This is a genomic window from Helicobacter apodemus (assembly GCF_003097575.1).
Taxonomy (GTDB): domain Bacteria; phylum Campylobacterota; class Campylobacteria; order Campylobacterales; family Helicobacteraceae; genus Helicobacter_D; species Helicobacter_D apodemus.
In genome coordinates this window covers 1680294-1703019 of the sequence record NZ_CP021886.1, presented here as the reverse complement: position 1 = coordinate 1703019, position 22726 = coordinate 1680294, and the positions used below count along the sequence as shown (strand labels likewise).

21 protein-coding genes are annotated in these 22726 nt (G+C 33.3%); 13 read left to right on the top strand and 8 right to left on the bottom strand.

Annotated features, from left to right (window positions below):
• Window positions 1-10: 10 nt before the first annotated feature.
• Window positions 11-1429 (top strand): anaerobic C4-dicarboxylate transporter, encoded by a 1419-nt coding sequence (locus CDV25_RS08420; RefSeq protein ID WP_108911560.1) that lies wholly within the window; start codon window positions 11-13, stop codon window positions 1427-1429.
• A gap of 306 nt (window positions 1430-1735) precedes the next feature.
• Here the strand turns inward: CDV25_RS08420 and CDV25_RS08415 are convergent, their stop codons facing one another.
• Window positions 1736-2476 carry a M48 family metallopeptidase gene (locus tag CDV25_RS08415; RefSeq protein WP_108911559.1) on the bottom strand — a complete coding sequence of 247 codons (741 nt, stop codon included), beginning with the start codon at window positions 2474-2476 and terminating at the stop codon, window positions 1736-1738.
• 112 nt (window positions 2477-2588) lie between these two features.
• On the opposite strand from CDV25_RS08415, the gene CDV25_RS08410 reads away from it, so the two are divergent.
• A complete protein-coding gene (locus CDV25_RS08410; RefSeq protein WP_108911558.1) occupies window positions 2589-4007 on the top strand; it encodes an NAD-dependent succinate-semialdehyde dehydrogenase in 1419 nt (472 codons plus the stop codon).
• A 31-nt stretch (window positions 4008-4038) separates the two neighbouring features.
• Here the strand turns inward: CDV25_RS08410 and CDV25_RS08405 are convergent, their stop codons facing one another.
• A complete protein-coding gene (locus tag CDV25_RS08405; protein ID WP_108911557.1) occupies window positions 4039-4371 on the bottom strand; it encodes a cytochrome C in 333 nt (110 codons plus the stop codon).
• Between the two features lies 1 nt (window position 4372).
• A complete protein-coding gene (gene sorA / locus CDV25_RS08400; RefSeq protein ID WP_108911556.1) occupies window positions 4373-5620 on the bottom strand; it encodes a sulfite:cytochrome c oxidoreductase molybdopterin oxidoreductase subunit in 1248 nt (415 codons plus the stop codon).
• 346 nt (window positions 5621-5966) lie between these two features.
• Here sorA and CDV25_RS08395 point away from each other — a divergent pair, with 346 nt between their 5' ends.
• From CDV25_RS08395 to CDV25_RS08365, 7 genes are all read left to right on the top strand, one after another.
• Complete coding sequence (locus CDV25_RS08395; protein ID WP_052087242.1) at window positions 5967-6449, top strand: YqhA family protein; 483 nt, start codon at window positions 5967-5969, stop codon at window positions 6447-6449.
• Between the two features lie 12 nt (window positions 6450-6461).
• Window positions 6462-7478, top strand: a complete 1017-nt coding sequence (gene hemE / locus CDV25_RS08390) for a uroporphyrinogen decarboxylase (protein ID WP_108911555.1) — start codon at window positions 6462-6464, stop codon at window positions 7476-7478.
• 14 nt (window positions 7479-7492) lie between these two features.
• A complete protein-coding gene (locus CDV25_RS08385) occupies window positions 7493-8125 on the top strand; it encodes a putative metalloprotease CJM1_0395 family protein (protein WP_108911554.1) in 633 nt (210 codons plus the stop codon).
• Between the two features lie 129 nt (window positions 8126-8254).
• Complete coding sequence (locus tag CDV25_RS08380; RefSeq protein ID WP_108911553.1) at window positions 8255-8818, top strand: hypothetical protein; 564 nt, start codon at window positions 8255-8257, stop codon at window positions 8816-8818.
• Between the two features lie 477 nt (window positions 8819-9295).
• Window positions 9296-10300 carry a Fe(3+) ABC transporter substrate-binding protein gene (locus CDV25_RS08375; RefSeq protein WP_034552201.1) on the top strand — a complete coding sequence of 335 codons (1005 nt, stop codon included), beginning with the start codon at window positions 9296-9298 and terminating at the stop codon, window positions 10298-10300.
• Window positions 10300-11901, top strand: a complete 1602-nt coding sequence (locus tag CDV25_RS08370; RefSeq protein WP_108911552.1) for an ABC transporter permease — start codon at window positions 10300-10302, stop codon at window positions 11899-11901. Before CDV25_RS08375 ends, CDV25_RS08370 begins: the two co-directional genes overlap by 1 nt.
• 1 nt (window position 11902) lies before the next feature.
• The gene (locus tag CDV25_RS08365) at window positions 11903-12817 is read left to right on the top strand and encodes an ABC transporter ATP-binding protein (protein WP_108911551.1); all 915 of its coding nucleotides are present in this window, start codon (window positions 11903-11905) and stop codon (window positions 12815-12817) included.
• A 318-nt stretch (window positions 12818-13135) separates the two neighbouring features.
• Here CDV25_RS08365 and bioD read toward each other — a convergent pair whose 3' ends face one another.
• Window positions 13136-13726, bottom strand: a complete 591-nt coding sequence (gene bioD / locus CDV25_RS08360; RefSeq protein WP_108911550.1) for an ATP-dependent dethiobiotin synthetase BioD — start codon at window positions 13724-13726, stop codon at window positions 13136-13138.
• A 210-nt stretch (window positions 13727-13936) separates the two neighbouring features.
• Here bioD and CDV25_RS08355 point away from each other — a divergent pair, with 210 nt between their 5' ends.
• From CDV25_RS08355 to CDV25_RS08350, 3 genes are read left to right on the top strand one after another with little or no spacing between them, the layout of a single operon-like run.
• Window positions 13937-14731, top strand: coding sequence for a TSUP family transporter (locus tag CDV25_RS08355; protein WP_108911549.1), 795 nt, complete (start codon window positions 13937-13939; stop codon window positions 14729-14731).
• A 46-nt stretch (window positions 14732-14777) separates the two neighbouring features.
• Complete coding sequence (locus tag CDV25_RS10785) at window positions 14778-14909, top strand: hypothetical protein (RefSeq protein ID WP_269149108.1); 132 nt, start codon at window positions 14778-14780, stop codon at window positions 14907-14909.
• 22 nt (window positions 14910-14931) lie between these two features.
• Window positions 14932-15255 carry a YnfA family protein gene (locus tag CDV25_RS08350; protein ID WP_108911548.1) on the top strand — a complete coding sequence of 108 codons (324 nt, stop codon included), beginning with the start codon at window positions 14932-14934 and terminating at the stop codon, window positions 15253-15255.
• A gap of 108 nt (window positions 15256-15363) precedes the next feature.
• On the opposite strand, the gene CDV25_RS08345 is transcribed toward CDV25_RS08350, so the two are convergent.
• The 3 genes from CDV25_RS08345 to CDV25_RS10780 form a co-directional block, all read right to left on the bottom strand.
• A complete protein-coding gene (locus tag CDV25_RS08345; RefSeq protein ID WP_239056351.1) occupies window positions 15364-17424 on the bottom strand; it encodes a site-specific DNA-methyltransferase in 2061 nt (686 codons plus the stop codon).
• Entirely contained in the window at window positions 17414-20338 is a 2925-nt protein-coding gene (locus CDV25_RS08340; RefSeq protein WP_108911547.1) for a restriction endonuclease, read from the bottom strand. Before CDV25_RS08340 ends, CDV25_RS08345 begins: the two co-directional genes overlap by 11 nt.
• Window positions 20339-20655: 317 nt before the next feature.
• The gene (locus CDV25_RS10780; RefSeq protein ID WP_269149107.1) at window positions 20656-20787 is read right to left on the bottom strand and encodes a GNAT family protein; all 132 of its coding nucleotides are present in this window, start codon (window positions 20785-20787) and stop codon (window positions 20656-20658) included.
• A gap of 223 nt (window positions 20788-21010) precedes the next feature.
• On the opposite strand from CDV25_RS10780, the gene CDV25_RS08335 reads away from it, so the two are divergent.
• On the top strand, window positions 21011-21853 hold the full coding sequence (locus CDV25_RS08335; RefSeq protein ID WP_108911546.1) for an alpha/beta hydrolase: 843 nt from the start codon (window positions 21011-21013) through the stop codon (window positions 21851-21853).
• A gap of 83 nt (window positions 21854-21936) precedes the next feature.
• Here CDV25_RS08335 and CDV25_RS08330 read toward each other — a convergent pair whose 3' ends face one another.
• The gene (locus tag CDV25_RS08330) at window positions 21937-22362 is read right to left on the bottom strand and encodes a GNAT family N-acetyltransferase (RefSeq protein WP_108911545.1); all 426 of its coding nucleotides are present in this window, start codon (window positions 22360-22362) and stop codon (window positions 21937-21939) included.
• Window positions 22363-22726 lie beyond the last annotated feature (364 nt).

The window sequence follows — 22726 nt, the reverse complement described above, 5'->3', positions numbered from 1 at the left end:
AGAGGTTTTTATGGAAACAATTGTTTTTGCGCTTCAAATTATTGTTCTTTTAGGTGCTATTTTTATCGGTATTCGTTTAGGTGGGATTGGTATTGGTTATGCCGGTGGAATTGGAGTTGTTATTTTAGGGCTTGCTTTAGGAATGAAACCAGGTAACATTCCTTGGGATGTTATTTTAATTATTATGTCTGTTATTGGGGCAATTTCTGCTATGCAATTAGCTGGTGGGCTAGATTATCTCGTGCAAATTGCAGAAAAAATTTTACGTTCTAATCCAAGATATATTAATTATCTAGCACCAACTGTTACCTATTTTTTAACAATTTTAGCAGGAACTGGACATACAGCATTCTCAATGATTCCTGTTATTGTAGAGGTAGCAAAAGAGCAAAACATTAAACCTAGTGCTCCCCTTTCTATTGCTGTTGTTGCTAGTCAAATTGCCATTACCGCAAGTCCTGTAAGTGCGGCAGTAGTTTATATGAGTGGAGTATTAGAACCACTAGGATGGAGTTATCCTATTTTGCTCGCAATTTGGATTCCTACGACTTTTATTGGTTGTATGCTTACTGCCTTTATCATTACAATGTTTTCAAGTTTGGATTTAAGCAAGGATCCTGTTTATCAAGAAAGGCTTGCTAAAGGATTGGTAAAAGCCCCATTGGGCATACAACAAACAGAGCTTAAAAAAGGTGCTAAACTATCGGTGCTTATTTTCTTAATTGGTGTTTTGGTGGTTGTATTTTATGCAACAACCATCTCTGATGTTGTTCGTTTGCCTATGCTTAATTATGTAAATTCTCTTATTGCAAGTGATTCAAGTCTTGCTGTTTTAGCCAGTATTGTAAAAAATTATATTGACCCTGTAATTGTTCCTAGAGATGCCGCGATTATGAGCTTTATGCTTTCTGTCGCAACTTTTATTGTGATTTTTTGTAAAATAGAGCCGGGCAAGATTGCTGATACAAGCGTGTTTAAATCCGGTATGGTTGCTTGTGTATGTGTTTTAGGTGTAGCGTGGCTTGGAAATACCTTTGTAGAAGGTCATATTGATACAATTAAAGATTTAGCTTCTGTTTGGGTTGGAAAAATTCCTAGCTTATTAGCTGTAGTTTTTTTCTTTGCGGCAATGTTGCTTTATTCACAAGCTGCAACGGCAAAAGCCATTACCCCTGCTGTTATTGCAGCACTTGGCATAAGTGCTGCAAACCCAGGTGATTCTTATATAATTGTCGCTTCTTTTGCTGCAGTTTCTGCACTTTTTGTTTTACCCACTTACCCCACCCTACTTGGTGCTGTGCAAATGGACGATACAGGCTCTACAAGACTTGGTAAATATGTTTTTAATCACGCTTTTTTGATTCCTGGTATTTTAGCAATTTTCCTCTCTGTCGCATTAGGTTTTGGGGTAGTCGCACTTCTAGCTTAAACCTCTTTTCTCTATAAGAGAAAAGAGTAACTAAGATTTAGTTACTAATAAAGTAAATCGGGTTTAAAAGTCTCCTTAGAGGCAACTAATACATCTAAAGTTTTCCTCATTAATCCTAAAGTTAATATAAGGGTAACCCATAAAATCACCTAAGCTACTATGCCTTGCATTTATTTCTTTTTCTTATGGTTAGAACAATCCTTCACAATACTCACACCATTTACACCAAAACCATTAAAGTTAATAGTAAAATCTAATTCCATAATTACTACAAATTATCTAAACTAAAATAAGGAACTACACTTTTTAATCGTTGTCTTTTAAGAGATTTTGTATAGCCTCAATCCTTTTAGAATCACTTGGATGTGTAGAGAAAAAATCCGATCCTTTATTGCTATCTTCGGACATCTTTTGCCAAAAGCTTAAGGCTGCTTGGGGATTATATCCCGCCTTTTGCAGAAGCAAAATACCTAATTTATCAGCTTCTAATTCGTGAGAGCGGCTAAAGGGCAAAATCACTCCTACATTACTCCCTAAGTTATAAGCTTGATTAATAAGCGAACTATATGCTGGAGCTTGAACTCCCACAATAGCACCTAAAATATTCCCACCTAATTGGGTAAGCGTTTGCATACTCATCCTCTCCCCACCATGACGCAAAAGAGCGTGAGCTATCTCATGAGAGATAACTACCGCCAATTCATCATCACTATCAATAATGCCCATTAAGCCTGTATAAACAAATACTTTCCCTCCTGGCAAACAAAAGGCATTTTTTTGGTCCTCTTCAATTAAATAAAACTTCCATTCAAAATCCTCTCTTTTAACAACATTTGCTATTTTCCACCCTACGCGTTCAACCATTTCTTTTTGTGCTTTATTAAAACTAAGCTTAGATTGTTTTAGAATTTCTTTTGCACTTTGCTCGCCTAAGGCTTTCTCCTCTTTTTCATCAAGCAACATAAATCGTGAGCGATTCGTATAATCTGTGCTAGAACACGCATAAAAGAAAAATCCCAAACAACAAATAAAAACTATTTTTCTCATTCTTTCACCTTGCGAAAAGCATTTTTAGTATTTTAGAAAAAATTTATTAATTTTCTTTGATTTTAAACCAAAACTTACAAGAAAAAGAATAAGATGTTTCAAAGGAGTTTTCATGGATTTATTTAATCATCCCCATATTTTTAAAGATAAACAAAAAGATAGCTTTGAAGTTGTTAATCCTGCTAATGGAGAGATTTTAGCCTATATCAAAAACACGCATAAACAAGATTTACAAAACCTTATCCAAAAAGCCAAAATAGCACAAAAGCAATGGGCGGATATGTTAGCAGAAGAACGTTGTGATAGACTTTATACATTTTATTCACTTATTCTACAATCAAAGGATTTTTTAGCAGAAATTATGACAAAAGAGCAGGGCAAACCTATAGCACAAGCAAAAGCAGAAATTACTTATGCAGCCTCTTTTGTTAAATGGTTTGCCGCTGAAGCTAGAAGAGTTGATGGGGATATTTTAAGCCCTAAAATAAAAGGACAAAAACTCCTAATACTCAAACAACCTATTGGGGTATGTGCGGCTATCACTCCTTGGAATTTTCCCTCCTCAATGATCACTAGAAAAATTGCCCCTGCCCTTGCTAGTGGTTGTGCTATTATTGTAAAACCCGCCTCTAAAACTCCCCTTAGTGCTTATGCCTTAGCAATTTTAGCTAAAGAGGCAGGAATCTTAGAGGACTGCTTTATAGTTGTTAATGGAGATTCCACAGAAATTAGTGATGTATTATGCCAAAGCAATGACATTAGAAAACTAAGCTTTACAGGTTCAACAGAAGTTGGAAAACTGCTTTATCAAAAATGTGCTTCTAGCATTAAAAAACTAAGCTTAGAATTAGGAGGTAATGCACCTTTTATTGTTTTTAATGACGCAAATTTAGAGGACGCCATTAATGGGATTATGGATTCTAAATTTAGAAATAGCGGACAAACTTGTGTATGTGCTAATAGAATCTATATCCAAAGTGGAATTTATGACAAAATATGCCAAGCCCTCATAGATAAAATACCAACCCTCAAAGTCGGAGATGGTTTAGAAGATGGAGTAAATCAAGGTCCCTTAATTGATAAAAAAGCTCTTTTAAAAGTTAAAGAACATATTAATGACGCCCTACAAAAGGGTGCTAAACTTTTAGTTGGTGGAAGCAACCATCATCTAGGAGGAAATTTTTTTCAACCCACTTTATTAAAAGATGTAACCCAACAGATGAAAGTCGCCAAAGAAGAAACTTTTGGACCATTAGCCCCTATTTTTAAATTTGAAAGCGAAGAGGAAGTAATCTTTAATGCTAATGATACGGAATTTGGATTAGCCGCTTATTTTTTCACACAAGATTATAAGCGTCAATGGCGTGTCGCAGAATCTTTAGAATATGGTATGGTAGGGATTAATACAGGATTAATCTCTAATGAAATAGCCCCTTTTGGGGGGATAAAACAAAGTGGTCTTGGTAGAGAAGGTTCAAAATATGGGATAGAAGAATATTTAGAGATAAAATATTTGTGCTTAAACCTCTAATATCTTTTAGTGCATATATAAAGATAACATCTTATCTTTCTAATAATACAGGTAGAGGCAAACGCCTTCTTGTATTATATTTTTCTCCATAATGCTTCGTTAAATAATCCAAAATCTTATTTTCATCATCAGCAGGAATCTCCCATAACCCCTCTGATTCTTGCATCCATCGAATAGTTGCTATCCAAGCTTCCCTATTAACATTCATATTAACAATCAAGCTAGAATTATGACAAGCTAAGCAGTTATTTTCAATAAGTTCGACATTCTCATCAATAATCAGCCCATTCTCGGGATTAATTTTATATTCAGCTAATAAGAAAGAGAGGCTAAAAAGTATGAAAACAATGACTTTTTTTAACATTTTATACCCCCATAACATTTACTCTATGGCAAGCATTATTTAAATACCCATTAGGATTCCATTGCGCTAACACCATAGGTTGACTCTTGCCCTCACTATCGACAGCCCTAGCCCATATTTCATAATAACCTTTTGTTGGAATCTTGACTTTTGTGCTCCATTTTTGCCAAGCTAGTCTATTAACGGGTTTTTGCACTTCTCCTTTAATCCAAGTAACTCCATAATCCACACTCACATAAATTTCATCAACTTCAAGCTCACCAGCCCAAGCCTTTCCTCTAACTTCAAACTCTTTTTTTGCTTTAATTTTATCTTCATTTTTAATATTAGTAATGATTGATTTAACGGGCATAGATTCTATAATTCTCATCTCACCTTTATAGTTAAAATCTCCAGGTCTCACAGGCTCTACAGGAACCTTATAAGAAGTTAGCATTTTTGCACCATCGTGAATCTTATCCCTAACAACAATCTTTGATAGCCATTTACCGCTTGCACTAGCAGGGTATCCACCACAAACTAACCGCAGAGGGTATCCATTTATCCAAGGAATATCTTTGCCCTCATAACTCCAAGCAATTAAGGTCTCATCCTCTAAAGCTTTTTTAATAGGCACACCTCTGCTAATTGGTGATTCTTCCTCTCCAGTTAATTTTATATCTATTCCATAATAACCAATATATACAGCATTATCCTTAATTCCGCAATCCTCTAACACATCCCTAACTCTAACACCTGTCCATCTACCACACGCAACCGCACCATATCCCCATTGCGTCCCTTTTGTGCTAGGGATAACCTCACCCCTTCCATTACCGCCACACTCAAGTGTTAGGGCATAAGTATAATGCTTAAATTTCTTCTTTAACTCATCTAAAGTATAAGTTTTTGGTTCTTTTACACTCTCTCCACTAATTTCTAATGTCCAACCTTTTTGCATTCTTGCTTTGATTTTATCCATTGAAAGTGGCTCTCCATTATTCCTAACAAAGAAATTTTCTGGCTTTGTAAAATCTGTATCAAGGGCATAAATTTCAGTTTCTGCTGTTAATGGTTTCTCTCCGTGATACTTCAGCATTTTTTTATCTTTTAAACGATATGCAGGTAATTCATTAGCTAATGCTACACTCCCTGCAAAATTACCTAGAGATGATAAAGCACTAACACCTAAAAGCGTTATTCCAACTTTAGTAAAGAATCCACGCCTACTTTCAGTTATTTGCCCTTCACTTTCAATGGAATTTTTCATATTTTTATCCTTAGTAAAATTTAAAATGTTATATTCTAAGACAAAAAATCTTTAACAAAATTAAAATCTTTAATAATTATTAATAAAAGTTATAATTAATAAATGAAAATATCTCAAAAATGGGTTTTTACTTCCATTTATTTTTATATTTCACAGGATTCATTTATATAGATTATAAAGCTCTAAAAATAGTAATAAAATTTGCGAAAACACCTCCAATACTTAAAAATACCCAAAGAGCAGCTAATTAATTTTTAGGTTTGCTATGCTATAATCTTAAAATAATTCAATCTAATTTTTTAAGGATAGTTACTTGCAACTTTTACAACATTGTTTTGAAAAACTTATGTGGAATGCTAGACTTTTTGTAATTTTAGCAGTGATTTTATCGCTAGTTGGTTCTATATTACTTTTTATTGTAGCAAGCATTGATATTATAAAGGCTGCAAAAGACACTTATCTATATTATGTTGGGACATTAGCTAAAGATCTTGATATTCATAATATCTTACTCAATACCATTATTATGGCTATTGATTTATACCTTATTGCTGTGGTGCTATTAATCTTTGCCTTTGGCTTATATGAATTATTTATCTCTAAAATTCAAATTAAGGATGAAAATAGCTCAAGAGTCTTAGAAATACATACCCTAGATCAACTCAAAGATAAACTAGCCAAAGTAATTGTAATGGCACTTATTGTAGCATTCTTTTCTAAAGTTTTAAATATGGGAATGAAGACTACTGAAGATATGCTATTCTTTGCAATAGCTATTTTGGCTTTAGCAATTGGGCTATATTTCCTCCATAAAGATTCTAAGCATTAACAAGGATAAGGAATGATTTTTATTGATGCGTGTTTCAGAAAAAAAACTCCTTATACACCAGTATGGTTTATGAGACAAGCAGGACGTTATTTAAAGGAATACAAAGAGGTAAGGGCGAAAGCTGGAGACTTTCTATCCCTTTGCAAAAACCCAAAATTAGCTAGTGAGGTTACACTTCAACCCATTGATATTTTAGGGGTTGATGCAGCTATTTTATTTAGTGATATTTTGGTTGTTCCTATGGAAATGGGAATGAAGCTTGATTTCTTAGTAGGAGAGGGACCAAAGTTTGCTAAACCTATTGAAAATGAAAAAGATTTAATAGCTTTAAGTGAAGATTCTCATTTACAATTAAACTATGTCTATGATACCATTAGCCTCACACGAGAATCTTTAGCAGAAGATAAAGCCTTAATTGGTTTTTGTGGAGCACCTTGGACTTTAGCAACCTATATGATTGAAGGGGAAGGCAGTAAAACTTACCACAAATCCAAAAAAATCCTTTATACCAATCCTTATTTTCTGCACCAACTTCTAAAAAAAATTACTCATAATCTCCAAAACTACTTAGAAATGCAAATTCAAGCTGGAGTTAATGCGGTTATGGTTTTTGATTCTTGGGCGGGGGCTTTAGAAGCAGAGGCTTATTTAGAGTTTGGGTTTGCTTACTGCAAAGAAATAGCAAGTTTTATTAAGAAAAAATATCCCCATATCCCTGTTATTTTATTCCCCAAAGGAATCTGCGGTGCCTTAGAACAAATTGATGGGGAATTTGATGTTTTTGGTGTGGATTGGAATACCCCTATAAAGAGAGCAAAAGACATTTTAGGGGAAAAATATGTTTTACAAGGGAATTTAGAACCTTGCAGGATTTATAATAAAGATTCTATGCTAAAAGGTGCTAAGGAAATATTAGATACAATGGAGAATAAAGGACATATTTTTAACTTAGGGCATGGAGTGTTACCTGATTTACCAAAGGAAAACATTCAAGATCTTGTAAAATTTATCCATAATTATAAAGGATAAACTAAGGGGGTATAATGCAAATTGGTAGCATTTATAGCGATCCTTATTTAAGATTGCAAGATAAAACCATATCCTCACCACAAGATACCAACACACAAGAAACGCCTTTACAAGAGGATTTAGCACAAAACTCTACAGAAGATTCTATCCCCAATCAGGAAAACTTAGAAGCTATCAATGGTGAAAAACTTAATGAATCACAAATCCAACAAGTGCGTGAATTAGAACAAATTGATAGGAATGTAAGGGCTCACGAAGCTGCTCATATTGCAGCTGGTAGCGGAGTAGTAACAGGTGGAGCATCTTTTAGCTATACAAGAGGACCTGATGGTAAAATGTATGCTACTGCTGGAGAAGTGCCTATCTCAATGGATAAAGGAAACACTCCCCAAGAAACTATTGCTAATGCTAGAAAAATCATCGCAGCAGCTATGGCTCCATCTGACCCTAGCCCTCAAGATTACAAAGTTGCTGCAAGTGCTATGCAAATGGAAATTGAAGCCAAAATAGAGCTTACACAAGAGCAAACAAAAGGCAAAGAAGTTTCTAATAAAAATCAAGATACACCAAATAACCCCAATCAAGAAAATTCAAACGCCAATAGAAATGCTGCTATTGTTAGCTATATGCAAAACCTAAATTATTAGAATCTATTACAAAATGTAAAATTTACCCTATTGAACAAAATATATTCATTAAAAATTATTATTGGGTTGTTTTATTCTACTAAAATTAGATATAATACCTATTCAAAAATTTATATTTAAGGAAAATTTATGAAAAAATTTCTTGTAAGTGCGGTATTATCTGCATCTTTATTTAGTTACTTAAACGCAGCTAGTATTGATAAAAATACTTTAACCATCAATTTTGAAGGTTATAAAACTGCTAATATGATTGCCACTGCTGGAACCGTTAAAAACCCTAAATACACCTTTGGAAAAGATGAAAGCAGCATCAAAGGACTACTAAATGGAGCTACTGCAACATTCTCTCCAAAAAACATTGATATGGGAGTAGAACTTATTACAAATAACATTGTCAATGTTTTCTTCAAAACTCTTAATGGTGGTAAGGATGTTGATGTAAAAATCACCAATGTTATTGAAGGAGACAATCAAGGTTCATTGACTGCTAAAGTGAGTATTGGCGGTCAGTATGAAACTGTAGGTCTTCACTACACTATAAAAGATGGAAAGTTTGAAGCTAAAGGAGTATTAGACTTATTTGCGTTTAAAAACTCCGAACAAGCCTTAATAGATTTAGCTAAAGCTGCTCCTGGACACGCTGGAATTAGCTGGTCAATTGTCGAAATCACTCTTAGTGCAAAGGCAAAATAATCTTCCATATAAACAGCAGGATTTAATCCTGCTAAAGTTTATTCTATTACCTCATCTTAAAAATCCTAGTTTGTGCTTATTAAGGTAATTGTATTGAAAAACTTTCCCTAAAATAAAAACAATATCAAAGCCAAATTATCTTAATGAAAAACTCATTTATCCGCGAATGTAAGGCTATGTAGCAAAGACTATTTTTAGCTCTAAAGTAAAACTTTTATATTCATTTACATTTAAAGATATTGCATTAATTAGGAATCTCATTCACCTATGATTTCTAGCAACACTAAAAAATGAAATTTTTAAGCATAAATCCTCTATACTATTTCATCCAAAGAATATTTATTAAAAAGCAATTTTTAAACTCAAAATATAAAGTGATAATAACTCATAAAATTAATTTTGATAATTTTAATCATTTATTCAGCTAATTTAAATTACGATTAGCAGGTGAAAATCCAAAAATTAAAAGGAAACGAAATGAAAAAATCCCTATTCCTTGCACTTTTTATAGGTGCTTCCTTAATAGCAGCTGAATTAAACATTTATTCGGCTAGGCATTATGATGCAGATTTTGAAATCATCAAAAAATTTGAAGAACAAACAGGTATCAAGGTTAATCACACTCAAGCAAGGGCTTCAGAGCTTATTAAAAGAATGCAGCTTGAAGGAAAAAACTCTCCAGCGGATATTTTTATTACTGCGGATGTTTCTAATCTCAATGAGGCAAAAACTTCAGGTATTCTAGCTCCTGTAAAATCTAAATTCTTAGAAGAAACAATCCCAGCCCATCTTAGAGACAAAGATAATCAATGGTTTGCTATTACTAAAAGAGCAAGAATCATTGCTTATAATAAAAACGCAAACACAGATATAAGCCAACTTAAAAACTACGAAGATTTGGCTAAAGATGCATTTAAAGGAAAAGTTGTTATGCGGAGTGCAACTGCACCTTATAGTAAAACCCTACTAGCCTCTATCATAGCCAATGATGGAGAAAAAAAAGCAAAAGAATGGGCAAAAGGTGTGCTTAATAACCTTGCAACTCCCCCAAAAGGTGGAGATAGGGATCAAGCACGACAGGTTTTTGCAGGAGAAGCTGAATTTGCTGTGATGAATACTTACTATATAGGGCTTTTGAAAAATTCCAAAAATGAAAAAGATAGAGAAGTAGGCAATGCTTTAGGTATAATATTCCCAAACCAAGACAACAGAGGCACTCATATTAATGTAAGTGGTATTGCTATGACTAAATCTAGTAAAAATCAAAAAGAGGCTAAAAAGTTTATGGAATTTATGCTAACCCCAGAGATTCAACAAATTCTTACAAATATCAATTATGAATTTCCCATCCGCAACGATGTAGAAGTAAGTCAGACCGTTAAAGATTTTGGAAGTTTTAAAGAAGACCAACTTCCTGTTAGTGATATTGCTAAAAATGTTAAAAAAGCTGTAAAAATTTATGATGAAGTAGGCTTTAGATAATGCCCTACTCCTTAAACCTTTCAAAAACAGGGGCAATTTTACTCGCCCTTTTTTTATCTCTTCCTCTCTTAAGTATTTTTACTGAGCTTTTATATGTGATTTTTCAAAACTTGAATACTCAAGATTCTAATGAAATCTTAACAATCAAAGAAAATCTCAATCATTTCTTTTCTTATCTTTTTATAAAATTCCTTAAAGATACTTTTTTAGTTTTATTAGGCGTTTTAAGCCTTAGCTTTATCATAGGCGTAAGCTCTGCGTATTTAGTAGCAAATTTTGAGTTTTATTTCTCTAATATTTTAGAAAAACTCCTTATCCTACCTCTAGCCATTCCTGCTTATATCCTAGCATTTATTTATGTTGGGATTATGGATTATCAAGGGGTTTTTTATGAGCTTTTTCATTTTAGGATAAATTTTTTTAATATTTATGGCGTAATTTTTGTCTTAAGTATTTCTTTGTTCCCCTATATTTTTATGTTTGCAAAAACCGCTTTTCAAAGTGAAGCTAAAGAACTCATAGAAGTCGCAAAAACTACAGGTTACTCTGAATTTAAGATTTTTTTTAAAGTTGCAATTTTTACTGCAAAACCAGCAATAATGTCTGGCTTAATGCTTGTTTTTATGGAGACTTTAAGTGATTATGGTGCAAGTGCATATTATGGAGTTGATACCTTTTCAGCAGGGATTTTTAAACTTTGGTATGACTTAAATGATTCGTATTCTTCTGCGGTTTTATCTGGATTTTTGATGATTTTTGTTTTTTTAGTGATGTATTTAGAATACCAAAACAAAACAAAACGCAAATACAGCTTCAACCAAAACTTAAAAATCTTTATCCAAAAAAGAAAACTTAGTAAATACAAAGCCTCTCTTGCTTCTTTGTATTGTTTTATCATTGCCCTAATTGGCTTTATTTTACCATTTATTTGGCTACTATATTGGGGATTACAAGATACGAAAATTTTTGAGAGTGAATTTTATATAATGGCAATTAAAACTTTAGCTTTAGCGGGTATAACAGCTCTCATTGTGACTTTGTTAGCCTATTTTCTAAGTTTTGTCGCAAGGGTTTCAAAAAGCCATTGGTTTTCTATTTGTATTATAAAACTAAGCTCTTTAGGCTATGCGATTCCCGGAGCTGCTATTGGTATTGGCGTAATGATAATGTTTATAATACTAAACAATATTTTTGGCTTTGCTTTACTTGGAAACTCCTTGCTTGTGCTTATCTTTGCTTATATGGTGCGATTTTTAGCCACCGCTATTTACTCCTTAGAGGGAGGGTATAACAAAATCCACACCCAAAGTGATGAAGCCTCTTTATTTATTAATCCTAGTTATAAAACACTATTTTTAAAAATCCACACACCACTTTTAAAACATTTTTTATGGCTTTCATTTATCATAGTCTTTATTGATACCATTAAAGAGCTTCCTTTAAGTAGGATGCTTGCTCCTTTTGGCTTTGAAACTTTAGGGGTAAAAGCTTTTTGGTATGCCAGTGATGAGAGGATTTACGATGCAGCTCTACCCTCACTTTGTATTGTGATTTTGTCTTTATTAGTAATACTTTGGATTCAAAAATTAAGCAAGGAATAAAATGTTAAAAATTAAAAATTTAGTCAAAAATTTCTCCACACTCCCTATTTTAAAAGGAATTAATTTAGAACTTCAAAAAGGTGAAATTTTAAGCATTCTAGGAAGCAGTGGAGGAGGCAAAAGCACTTTACTTAGAATTATTGCTCAACTTGAAAAAGCCTCCTCTTATGAATATTATGAATGCAAAGCTAAGGTGGCAATGATGTTTCAAAATTATGCTTTATTCCCCCATTTAAATGTAGCAAATAATATCCTCTTTGCCCTTTATGATTTACCCAAAAAAGAGCAATCTAAAAAACTAGATGAGCTTTTAAATACTTTTGAAATTTTTGATTTAAAAGATAAAAAAATCGATGAAATTTCAGGAGGACAAGCCCAAAGAGTAGCTTTTGCAAGAGCTATAGCTAGGGGTTGTGATTTACTTTTACTTGATGAACCCTTTTCAAATTTAGACCAAAATTTAAAAAATGATTTAAGGATAGAACTAAAAAAACTCATTAAAAATCAAGGAATCTCAGCAATTATGGTAACCCACGATATAGAGGACGCCTATGATATATCCGATAAAATCGCTCTTTTAGACAGAGGGAAAATTGTTGATTTTAACAGCCCAAGAGAACTATTTTTTTGTCCCACAAGTAAGAATACAGCTAAGATCTTACCCAATCTTAATATCATAGAAGAAACCCTTGATTTAGAGGATAGATTCTTTGCGTGGATTGCTAAGAAAAATTATATTTTTGCTTATAGCGAGTTAGAATTAGGGGAGGAATTCCAAGCAAAACTCCTCAAAAAAGAGTTTTTAGGGGCATTTTACCGCCTAAACCTCTCCTATAAAAACATTAACTTCTATATGCTTGTAAGCTCAAGCTATGAGATTAAAGAAACCATAGGATTTAAAATTATCAATCCTTAAAAACATTGAATACCCTCAATCTATTCTTTACCTTACAATACAAAGACTCCCCAACAAGCACTCCTTGCAATCCCTACCAACCCAATGAACTTATAAGATTCTCCCTCTTTATACCGCCCCTTTTTTACGCCTTAATATTTTTACCACCAAGCTTTAGCCTATACAAGCAAGGTTAATCACTACTTTAGCATCTTAGAGTGTAGCTTGAAATCTTTAGGTTAGGAATTAACCTATTAGGGGATAAACACTCTTAGCTACAAGAATTAGCTTTAGTTAAGAATCTCCTAATTCTTTAAGCAAAAGCAATTGACTTAAAACCTATTCTAAGATAAAGCTAAATGCTTTTTTAAACGCATTTGTTTCTATCTTATCCTTATAAAAATCTAAATGCACAATCTTTACTTTCGCATAAGAGTTTATAAAACTATCAAAATCCTCCTCTTTTTTACCCATCATTACTAAAGTTTTAATAGAAATCTGCCTTTGATTTAACGCGTCTAAGGAAAGCAAAGTGTGATTAATCGCTCCTAAATAATACTTCCCTATTAACACACAAGGATACTTAAAAGTGCTGATATAATCTAACATTGTTGCACTCTCATCAAGTGGGGTAAAAAGCCCTCCAGCAGCCTCTATAAGTAAATTTTCACTCTTAGGGAGATTAATATCTAAACCCTTATAATTAAGTCTTTCAAGTCTCTTACCCCTATGAGGTGAAGCGGGAGTTTTGAGAAAAACTCCTTCTTTAAAAATATGCGTTGCGGGGCTAAATTTATGGATAAACTCACTATCCTTAGGCTCACCCGCTTGAATAAGTTTAAAATAATCATAGCCAAAAACTTTGCAAAAAGCTGCACTAAAGTGTGTCTTCCCTACATCTGTATGGATACCAACAACATAAATTTTCATTATTTCCCTTAAATCTTCCTCTTAAAGAATATAAATTTTTAGACTATCTATCAAAAAACGCTTAGCAATAAATCTTTTAATAGAACTCTATTAAGTAAAACCTACTTACCAAAGCCCTGTATAAAACTCATAAAACTTTACTTTTAAAAGCTTAATAAATGCTAAAACTTGTAGCAAATGTGTTATAATCGTTAGCAAAATGGAGGCAAGATGATATTAGATTTACTCAACTCACAAAGCTTTGAAAATATAGCCCTTTATTGGTATTTTATTTTATTTATTGCAGCCATCTTTGGAGGATTAGTTGGTTCTCTCTCTGGAGGGGCGGGAATGATTACAATGCCGCTTTTATTATTAAGCGGTATCAACCCTCTAATTGCTCTTGCAACCAACAAACTTCAAGCTTGCATTGGCTCTTTTACAGGAGCGGCACATTATTATTCTCAAGGTTTAGTGGATATAAAATCTAGCCGTTTATGTATTATTATTGCAATGCTATTTGCAAGCACTGGGGCAATTAGTGTGCAATTTGTAAAAGTTGAAATTCTCTCAAAAATCCTCCCTTTTGTAATGATAACAATTGGTGCATATTTTTTATTCTCACGCAAAATTAGTGATACAGATAGAGCTAAATCTCCCAATAAAGTGTTATTTCATAGCCTCTGTGCTTTGGTGAGTTTTTATGGTGGATTTTTAGGGGTTGGGATTGGGACGCTTACCCTAACAATGCTTGTAAGCATTGGGGGATATGGACTAAGCAAAGCTCTAGCCCATTCACGCTCTATTGTCTTTAGTATTAATATTGCTTCGATTGTATTTTTTATCCTTAGTGGGAATGTCTTATGGCTTTTGGGAATAGTAATGTGTATAGGACAAGCTATTGGTGCAACTCTTGGTGCAAAACTTGCCATTAAACACGGTGCAAAAATCATCAAACCCTTTGTAATATGTATTTGTTTTGGTATCTCTATCCAATTAATTATTAAAGAATTTTTAACACAATGAAAAATATGCCATCCCTTCCTTTAAAAACATTCCTACAAGCATAACAATGAATAATTTTCCCAACCCACAAAACAAACAAGATTTTTTTAGAGATTCTGCAACGATTAGGGGGCATTTATACCCTAGTAACAAAATGCCTTTAATAACAAAAATCCCCCACAAACACCAAATTCTTTAAAAATGGCTTTGGATAGTTAGCTATGCTTCAATCACTCCTTATTTTTATCCTTGCTGCATTCTTAGAAGTAGGTGGAGGGTATTTAGTTTGGCTATGGCTTAAAGAAAATAAAAGTTTTTTATTAGGATTAGGTGGATTAATCGCTCTTGGGTTATATGGAATAGTAGCAACTTGGCAAGCACAAGACTTTGGGAGAGTTTATGCAGCCTATGGGGGGATATTTATTGTATTTTCTATACTTTGGGCGATGAAATTTGATAGCTTTAAACCCGATATATGGGATATACTAGGGGGAGGTTTGGCACTCCTTGGTATTTGCATTATGATGTATATGCCAAGAGAATAAGAACTAAGTTAAAACTCTAAAACTCACAAGCTATTAATGAAATATTGTCAATCTCTCGGCAAGATTGTTATTCAATACCAAGATTGCTTTTAATGTATCAAGAAAAACTTAATACACTATATTTAGTCGCTCTTTAAATTGCACTTCAAAATTTAGGAAATGCTCTAGATCTATATCCGCAAAACCATCTAAATAAATATATTCATCACTTGTTTTTGCCAAAGTTTCAAGCACTCCTTTATCACATTCTATGCAAAAGTAGGAATCCTCGCATTTATAAAGCTTGTTTTCTATTATGGATTCTAGTGGTTTATTTAGGGTTTTACCCGCAGATAAGGCTAGATTAATTGCTTTATCTAATGCACTTAAATTTGTATTTGTTGTGAGAGCAAGTGTGCCTTTTTTATCACTTATAAGCTTTGGCTTAGATTCTAAGGTAAAAACATTCAAGCACATATTAGCATTTATTTTCTTTGCTGCTCGTTTCACTCTCTCTATCGTAATATCACTAATTGTAGGATTTTCACTCCCTAGCTCATTTTTGCAAAAATCATAGGCGACTTTGTTTTTCTCCTCCTTGATTGGCTCATCAATCTGCGCCAAAATACATTCTCTATTGCCCTTATCCTCTGCGTTGAGTTCCATTACTGCCTGTGCTGTTGTGCCGCTGCCGGCGAAAAAGTCTAGGATAATGTCGTTTGAAGCTATCTGTAAATAATTATTACTGCACATGGCAATTAAATACTTGATTAAACTCACGGGTTTATTAAAATTAAAAACTTTTTTATTATCAAACAATTTTAGTAATTCATTTGAAGCTGTTTCATTGGTTCCTACATTATCCTGTTTAGAAATTTCATTTGTAGGCATAACAATTCTTTCACCATCTCTACAATAACGAATAGAAAATTTATCGCTTTTTACAACTAAAAATACATTATTACTTATTTCCTCATTTAATGTTTCTTGTTTCCAACGAAAATGCCCTTTAAGCCTAAAGTTATTTATGATTTTCCCATTTTTCACTTCAACATTATCTAAAAGTTCTATTTTATCCCTAATTCCTTTTTTGTATACTCCATCTTCTAGATTTGAATAAACAAAATCTTTGGGAAATTTTAAAATTCTTTCAGAATTTGTTTCGTTCCAAAGTGGCGCATCTCCTCCATCAGAAAATCTTGCAATCATTTTTTGAGTATCTTTACATTTTTGATAACATAAAATAAACTCGTGTGTTTTTCTAGTTTTATTTGAAGCAGAAGGCGGTGTTTGTGTTTTATTCCATAAAAATGTTTCTATATAGTTTTCTTCCCCGAAAATCTCATCACAAAGCAGTTTTAAATTTGCCTGTTCGTTATCATCAATGCTAATAAATATCACGCCATCCTCTCTAAGCAAATCCCTTGCAAGTTTCAATCGTGGAAGCATAAAACTAAGCCAACCGCTATGGGATTTGCTCCCTGTGATATTGCGAAAGAATTGCAAGGTTTCAGATTCTACCTCATTACCCTCCTCATCTATTTCAAGTAAGCCCACCTCGCGTAAAATTGCTTTATAATCTGCCCTAAAATCATCGGGATAAATAAAATCATCATTTCTTGTGTTGTAGGGTGGGTCAATATAAATCATTTTGATTTTTTCGCTATAAGCGGATTTGAGGAGTTTGAGTGCGTCAAGATTATCGCCTATGATAAGGGTATTTTGGGTGGCATTGCCTAAATTTGAAAAAGTCAAAACCTCTTTATTGTTAGAATCTTCTTTTATGAAAGGGCGGAGGGGCTTGAATTGCGAAGTCGCTCCCTCCTCCCTCTCAAACTCTCCCTCCACCCCGACAACGCTTTTAGAGGTTTGCACTTTGTGCGATTGATTTTGAGATTCTTCACCTGCTAAAGCAGATTCAGAATAACAAAATGTTTCTTTATGTTTGAGCACTTTTTGGCAAGAGGTGGTATAAAGTGCGTTTGCTAAGCCTTTGCCTGTGAAAGTTAGCTCATAGCCTTGTAGATTGCTTATATCTTTCCCTAATAGTGCGGCAATGGCATTGAGATTTACTTGCCCCTCTCTTATGCTCTGTGGGAAGTGTGTTTTTAGCATTTCTTCAAGTGGATTGGTATCTTTACTATCAAGGATTTTTATACCCTTTTGTGCTACTTGGTCTTTATCTATCATACTTATCCTTTAATGTGCTTTTTATGGTATCGAGCAAAGATTGCTTATTTATGCGTGTGGTAAAAATCACCTTGGTGTTTTTGAGGTTTTGTTGCAAGGATTCAAAAAATCTCTTGGCATAGTCAATCTTACATTTTTCCTCTGTGGGAATACCGCTCTCTTTATTATAGCCCTTTGTTTCACAGATAAAAAATATTTTTTGCCCCTTTTTGTCCTTTAACAAATACGCAAAATCGGGCTGATATGCTTTAAAGGGAGTGGGAATGCTAAATTTAGGAAGCTTTGCAAAAACTTCTATGCTTTTATGCTCAACATTTTCCACATTTTCTAATATCACTTCCTCCTCAATTTTAGAATCCCAAATGGCTTTATCATAAAGATACTTATCACTTGGCTCTTTATCTTTGCTTTCATATCTACCTAACTTATGCTTATAAATCTCCTCTTTTGGCTCACCCTCACGCGTATAAAGCGGGTCGTTCTCGCTAAATTCAAATGCTACATTGGAAAACGCATTTTGACAAAATTCATAACTCACGCAAGAAAGTAGATTTTCGTGTAGGGAATCTGCGATGATACTTTTTAATGTGGCAAAAGCTTTTTTGGGTGAATTATAAAAATTCTCGTGATTGAGTGCGTTATAAATTTCGTATATAAGCTTAAGTGGTAAATGTGAATCTTTAGCAAAATCAAGCAAAAGTGCGGATATGTCTTTTTGTAAGGCTTTTTTATAGTTTTTGTCTTTTAGCGTGGCAGAATCTGCAACGATGATTTTATTTTGTGTAGCGTCATAGATTTTGCACTCATAGGTGATAGATTCTTTTTCAATTTTAGTTTGATTAAATGCTTTTGTGATAGAGTTAATAAGAGTTTGTTTATGGATATTGTGGTAGGTCAATTGCACTTTGGCATTTATCGCGTGCCATAATTCTTTAAAGTCTTTGGCTAGTTCTTTGCGGATTTTCACTTTTTCTTGCGGGATATTTGCATTTTCTACCTGTTTGTGTTTATTTTCTGGCTCTTTAAATTGCTCTAGCACCCACGCAAAATCATCACCTAAAATCTCTTTTGCTTCTACATTGTCTTTTATCGCTTCATAAATAGGGGAGATAATTTTATAGGTATTGTTTTCCTCGTTGTATTCAATAACTTTTAATCGTCTCCTTAGTAAGTAGATAAAATCATCACTTTTTTCTTTGTGTTTTATCATTTCATTTAAGACATTGCCATCGATAAAATCCCCACCAAAGACAAAGCTAGATTCCATAATTTCATTTTGCAATCCCTCTATAAAGCCTAGCTCCTCGCCACTAATTAGCATATCAAGATAATTTATATCAAAAAAGGCATTATCATTAGAATTTAAATAGCGGTTTGTAATGCGTTTGCCCTCGCTATTTACACAGATTCTCAAACCCCGCCCTACTTGCTGGTGGCGGCTTGTATCACTGCTAGAATGTGCTAGTTTTGTAAGCGTGAAAATATTAGGATTATCCCAACCCTCCTGCAACGCCCACACACTAAAAATAAAACGCAAAGGAGTATCAAAAGAAAGCAACTTTTCTTTCTGCTCTAAAATCATTTTAATATCATTGGCTTCAATGTTTTCTTTGGTGTTCTTTTTCTTTGCAATTCCTTGACTATCACCGCTAAAATAACCCTGATGAACACGTAAATTCCCGCTTTCGTCAAAATCTTTCGCTAGATAATCTTTGTAGTTTTGGGGTAAATGTGGATTGGATAAAATTTCTTTACGTTTTTGCTTATAAAGCCTTTCAAATTCGTTTTTGATAAAAGGTGCACCCTTGCCCTCTACCTCCCTAAAATCCTCAATATTTGGGATAAAAAAGAGACTTAGGGCTTTGATATTTTGAGCAAACAAAATGGCTTCTTTTTCAAAATGTAAGTCTATAGCTTTTTTAAGTAAGGTGGTAATCTCGGAATCTTGGAGTTTATAAGATTTTAGTTTTTCTAATATATCTCCATTGCTTAAATAGGCTTTATCTTTAGTAGTTTTGACAATATTTACACCACTTAAACTAGAATCTAGTCTCCCTAAATCCGCTCCTTTATAAAAAGTTTCACTCTTTTCTACACCCGCTTTTAAAAATGAAAGTTTCGCGCTTTTGCCATCAGAAACAAGCAAAAAGGGAGCTTGACTATCTTTAGAAATCGTATGTACACGGATTTGCTTCACAAGATATTTTCTAAACGCACTAATAGAATCTAGACAATATGCAACATTGCTTAACTTAAAATCATTATCTTGTGGAAAAGTTGCACCAAAACGAAAATACAATGTTTTAACCTTGCTAAAATAGGCATTAAATGCCTCGCCTTTAAGCAAATGCGGCTCATCAATAATGGAAATAGGATTCAGCGCGGCAATATTTTCAAAAATGCTTTTTGTATCAAAAAGGCTTTCGCTTGTTTTATTGAGGATATTGTCTTTTTTGTCCATTGCACTATTAGTGAGGATAAGCACAGATAATTCATCGGTATTTTTAATATAGTGATTGATAATTGCACTTTGGGATTTACTCCCTTCATAAGTGTAGATTTTGAGGTGGTGTTTGTATTGGTTGTAAAAATAATCTTTGGTAAGGCGGATATTTTGTCTAACAGATTCTAAAATCGCCTTACGTGGAACAAAGATAATGAATTTATTTTGCTTATAGACTTTATGGAGCTCAAAAATAAGATTAAGATAAGTAAAAGTTTTGCCTGTGCCTGTTTCCATTAAAATATCAATATTCAACTTATTACTTAGGGCTTTTATGGGGATTTGTGTATGAAACTTTGCAAAGCAATCTTTTAGATTCTCTGCACTTTGGTGTTTGAAATTGAAGTTTTCTAAAAGAGTAATAATATTCTCAATACATTCTTGCTGATAATCTTGCTTTTCAAAAATCATTTTACTTTTTGCCTTATAAATTTGTGAGTGGTTATTTTAGCAAATTTATACAAATTTCATTTTAAATACCTTATGTAATCGTAATGTTGCCCCATTTTTAAAGCACGGAGATTCTAAAACTTTATAAATCCCATAACTAGCAGATAAATAGTCACAAAAAACACTAAAATAATAAAGAAATTTTTTACTAGAAATACAAAAATTTATGAATCCATATTTAAAGAGCAAATTTGCATCGCCTCAACAAGTAACAAGCTATTACAAAGGCTGAAATAAAAACAGAACGCAAAAGCAACTTTAAGGGTATAACTTTGACTTCATTTTAAAGACTTTACAAATACATAGCTTGTTTTTTGAAAATTCATTTTTTTCTCATAAAAACGATGTGCCTCCTCTCTTTTGAAGCTTGAGCTTAATTCTATTTGCAAATAACCCTCTTTCTTTGCCATTTCTTCAATTTCTTGTAAAAATCTCTGCCATAAAGTACAGCATTGCTTTGATCAAATTTTAAGCTAAATTGAAGTATCTACACGATTGTGCTAGAATACACTTAAGCTTTTAATTACCTGTGCGAATTGTGGTTGCGTGGGCTTATGATTTAAAGACATTGTAAAAAGGTATAAAAAATAAGGAAGCACAAAGTACAAAAAGTTTAGATAATAAGGATAAGGAATGAAAGGTTATATTCTTTTAATATTTATTTGTATATGTTTTGGTAATGTCTTCGCCGCTCCCTCACAAGAGATTCCACCCCTTATGCAAGAGGCAAAAAATCTTTTTAGCATAGAAACTACGCGTATGCAAAATATACAGGGGAGATTTTATAATATCCATATTGCCATCCCAAAACATAAGGCAGATAAAAAGAGTGTATTTTATACGCTTGATGGCAATGCATTTTTTCCTTTACTACTTAATGAAATAGCTACAAAAGAATCTACTAAGCCCTTTAAAGCATTGCCTATTATCATAGGAGTCGGACACTATAGTCCATTAGCCTATGATAGGGCATTACGCACTTATGATTATACACCTTTGCTTCCTGAATACTTGCAAGATAAATTTAGCGGTGGGGGCGGAATAGATAGTTTTTTAGATTTTCTTATACAAGAAGTTAAGCCCTCTATCCATAAACAATTTGGTGTGCCTCAGAAGGAGCTACTTTTTGGGCATTCTTTTGGTGGTCTTTTTGTGTTGCATACACTTTTATCTAAACCACAGAGCTTTACACATTATGTATGTGCTTCACCATCACTTTGGTGGGGAGAGGGAAAATTTCTATCTTTACCCTTAAAACTAAGGGATTATCCAGATTCTATAATTTTTACGCGTGGAAGTTTGGAGAAAAATTCTAAAAAAATGCAAGGAGCATTGAAGCTAGAAAGTCTTATATGGGATTTGCAAACCAATGCACCCAACCCTAGAAATATCGTGTTTATTGAGTTCAATGGGCAAAGTCACGGTAGTTCTGTGCCTTATGCTCTGCAAAGTGGGTTAGATATATTTATGGAGTAAGGGTTTATGTTCTGTAAAGATTACAAGGTATAAAACATAAGCTTAAAAGGAGTAAAAGCAACTTTAAGGGTATAACTTTGACTTCATTTTAAAGACTTTACAAATACATAGCTTGTTTTTTGAAAATTCATTTTTTTCTCATAAAAACGATGTGCCTCCTCTCTTTTGAAGCTTGAGCTTAATTCTATTTGCAAATAACCCTCTTTCTTTGCCATTTCTTCAATTTCTTGTAAAAATCTCTGTCCCAAGCCTTGCCCTCTTAAATGTGAGGCAATGACAAAATCGCAGATATATAGGCATTTATCACGGTATAGGACAAAAAATGGCATTACCCCACAAAGCCCGATGATATTTTGTGATTGGCTATAAGAGACAAAGAGGCGGTATTGCATACTTTTTTGCTGATGCACTACTTTGGTTGTGAATTCTTCTAAGCTTAAATGGGGACGCAATTCCTTCATTAATTTATAAGCACTTTGTATTTGCTTAGAAGTGATTAGCTCTTGCATAAATATCCTTTTATGGTTTAATAGGTAATAATTAGTATATCAAAACAAATTATACTTTCCACTCGTCTAAATCTTTTTCATCCTTTAGTTTTTAAACAATCTTGTCCCAAACTCTATTAAGTTAGGAATCCTTCTGATAGGAGGACTTATCTTTGTTGATGCTTAAGCTAAGTTATAAGTTTTTTCTTCATTCCCTGCTTGAATATTTTGCTTTTTTCAAGCTAATATTTTGTTGCCTATGTATTCTAAAAATTTTTAACATCTTTTTATTCCAACAATAAATAAGGATTAAGAATAGATTGTGGCACTAGATTACAAAGAGTTTTAGAAAAAATTAAATACTACGATGAACTTAATACAAAAA

Excerpts from the sequence above, each read along its gene's own strand:
- CDV25_RS08420 (WP_108911560.1), top strand. The coding sequence starts at position 11 with ATGGAAACAATTGTTTTTGCGCTTCAAATTATTGTTCTTTTAGGTGCT.
- CDV25_RS08415 (WP_108911559.1), bottom strand. The coding sequence starts at position 2,476 with ATGAGAAAAATAGTTTTTATTTGTTGTTTGGGATTTTTCTTTTATGCG.
- CDV25_RS08410 (WP_108911558.1), top strand. The coding sequence starts at position 2,589 with ATGGATTTATTTAATCATCCCCATATTTTTAAAGATAAACAAAAAGAT.
- CDV25_RS08405 (WP_108911557.1), bottom strand. The coding sequence starts at position 4,371 with ATGTTAAAAAAAGTCATTGTTTTCATACTTTTTAGCCTCTCTTTCTTA.
- sorA (WP_108911556.1), bottom strand. The coding sequence starts at position 5,620 with ATGAAAAATTCCATTGAAAGTGAAGGGCAAATAACTGAAAGTAGGCGT.
- CDV25_RS08395 (WP_052087242.1), top strand. The coding sequence starts at position 5,967 with ATGTGGAATGCTAGACTTTTTGTAATTTTAGCAGTGATTTTATCGCTA.
- hemE (WP_108911555.1), top strand. The coding sequence starts at position 6,462 with ATGATTTTTATTGATGCGTGTTTCAGAAAAAAAACTCCTTATACACCA.
- CDV25_RS08385 (WP_108911554.1), top strand. The coding sequence starts at position 7,493 with ATGCAAATTGGTAGCATTTATAGCGATCCTTATTTAAGATTGCAAGAT.
- CDV25_RS08380 (WP_108911553.1), top strand. The coding sequence starts at position 8,255 with ATGAAAAAATTTCTTGTAAGTGCGGTATTATCTGCATCTTTATTTAGT.
- CDV25_RS08375 (WP_034552201.1), top strand. The coding sequence starts at position 9,296 with ATGAAAAAATCCCTATTCCTTGCACTTTTTATAGGTGCTTCCTTAATA.
- CDV25_RS08370 (WP_108911552.1), top strand. The coding sequence starts at position 10,300 with ATGCCCTACTCCTTAAACCTTTCAAAAACAGGGGCAATTTTACTCGCC.
- CDV25_RS08365 (WP_108911551.1), top strand. The coding sequence starts at position 11,903 with ATGTTAAAAATTAAAAATTTAGTCAAAAATTTCTCCACACTCCCTATT.
- bioD (WP_108911550.1), bottom strand. The coding sequence starts at position 13,726 with ATGAAAATTTATGTTGTTGGTATCCATACAGATGTAGGGAAGACACAC.
- CDV25_RS08355 (WP_108911549.1), top strand. The coding sequence starts at position 13,937 with ATGATATTAGATTTACTCAACTCACAAAGCTTTGAAAATATAGCCCTT.
- CDV25_RS10785 (WP_269149108.1), top strand. The coding sequence starts at position 14,778 with ATGAATAATTTTCCCAACCCACAAAACAAACAAGATTTTTTTAGAGAT.
- CDV25_RS08350 (WP_108911548.1), top strand. The coding sequence starts at position 14,932 with ATGCTTCAATCACTCCTTATTTTTATCCTTGCTGCATTCTTAGAAGTA.
- CDV25_RS08345 (WP_239056351.1), bottom strand. The coding sequence starts at position 17,424 with ATGATAGATAAAGACCAAGTAGCACAAAAGGGTATAAAAATCCTTGAT.
- CDV25_RS08340 (WP_108911547.1), bottom strand. The coding sequence starts at position 20,338 with ATGATTTTTGAAAAGCAAGATTATCAGCAAGAATGTATTGAGAATATT.
- CDV25_RS10780 (WP_269149107.1), bottom strand. The coding sequence starts at position 20,787 with ATGGCAAAGAAAGAGGGTTATTTGCAAATAGAATTAAGCTCAAGCTTC.
- CDV25_RS08335 (WP_108911546.1), top strand. The coding sequence starts at position 21,011 with ATGAAAGGTTATATTCTTTTAATATTTATTTGTATATGTTTTGGTAAT.
- CDV25_RS08330 (WP_108911545.1), bottom strand. The coding sequence starts at position 22,362 with ATGCAAGAGCTAATCACTTCTAAGCAAATACAAAGTGCTTATAAATTA.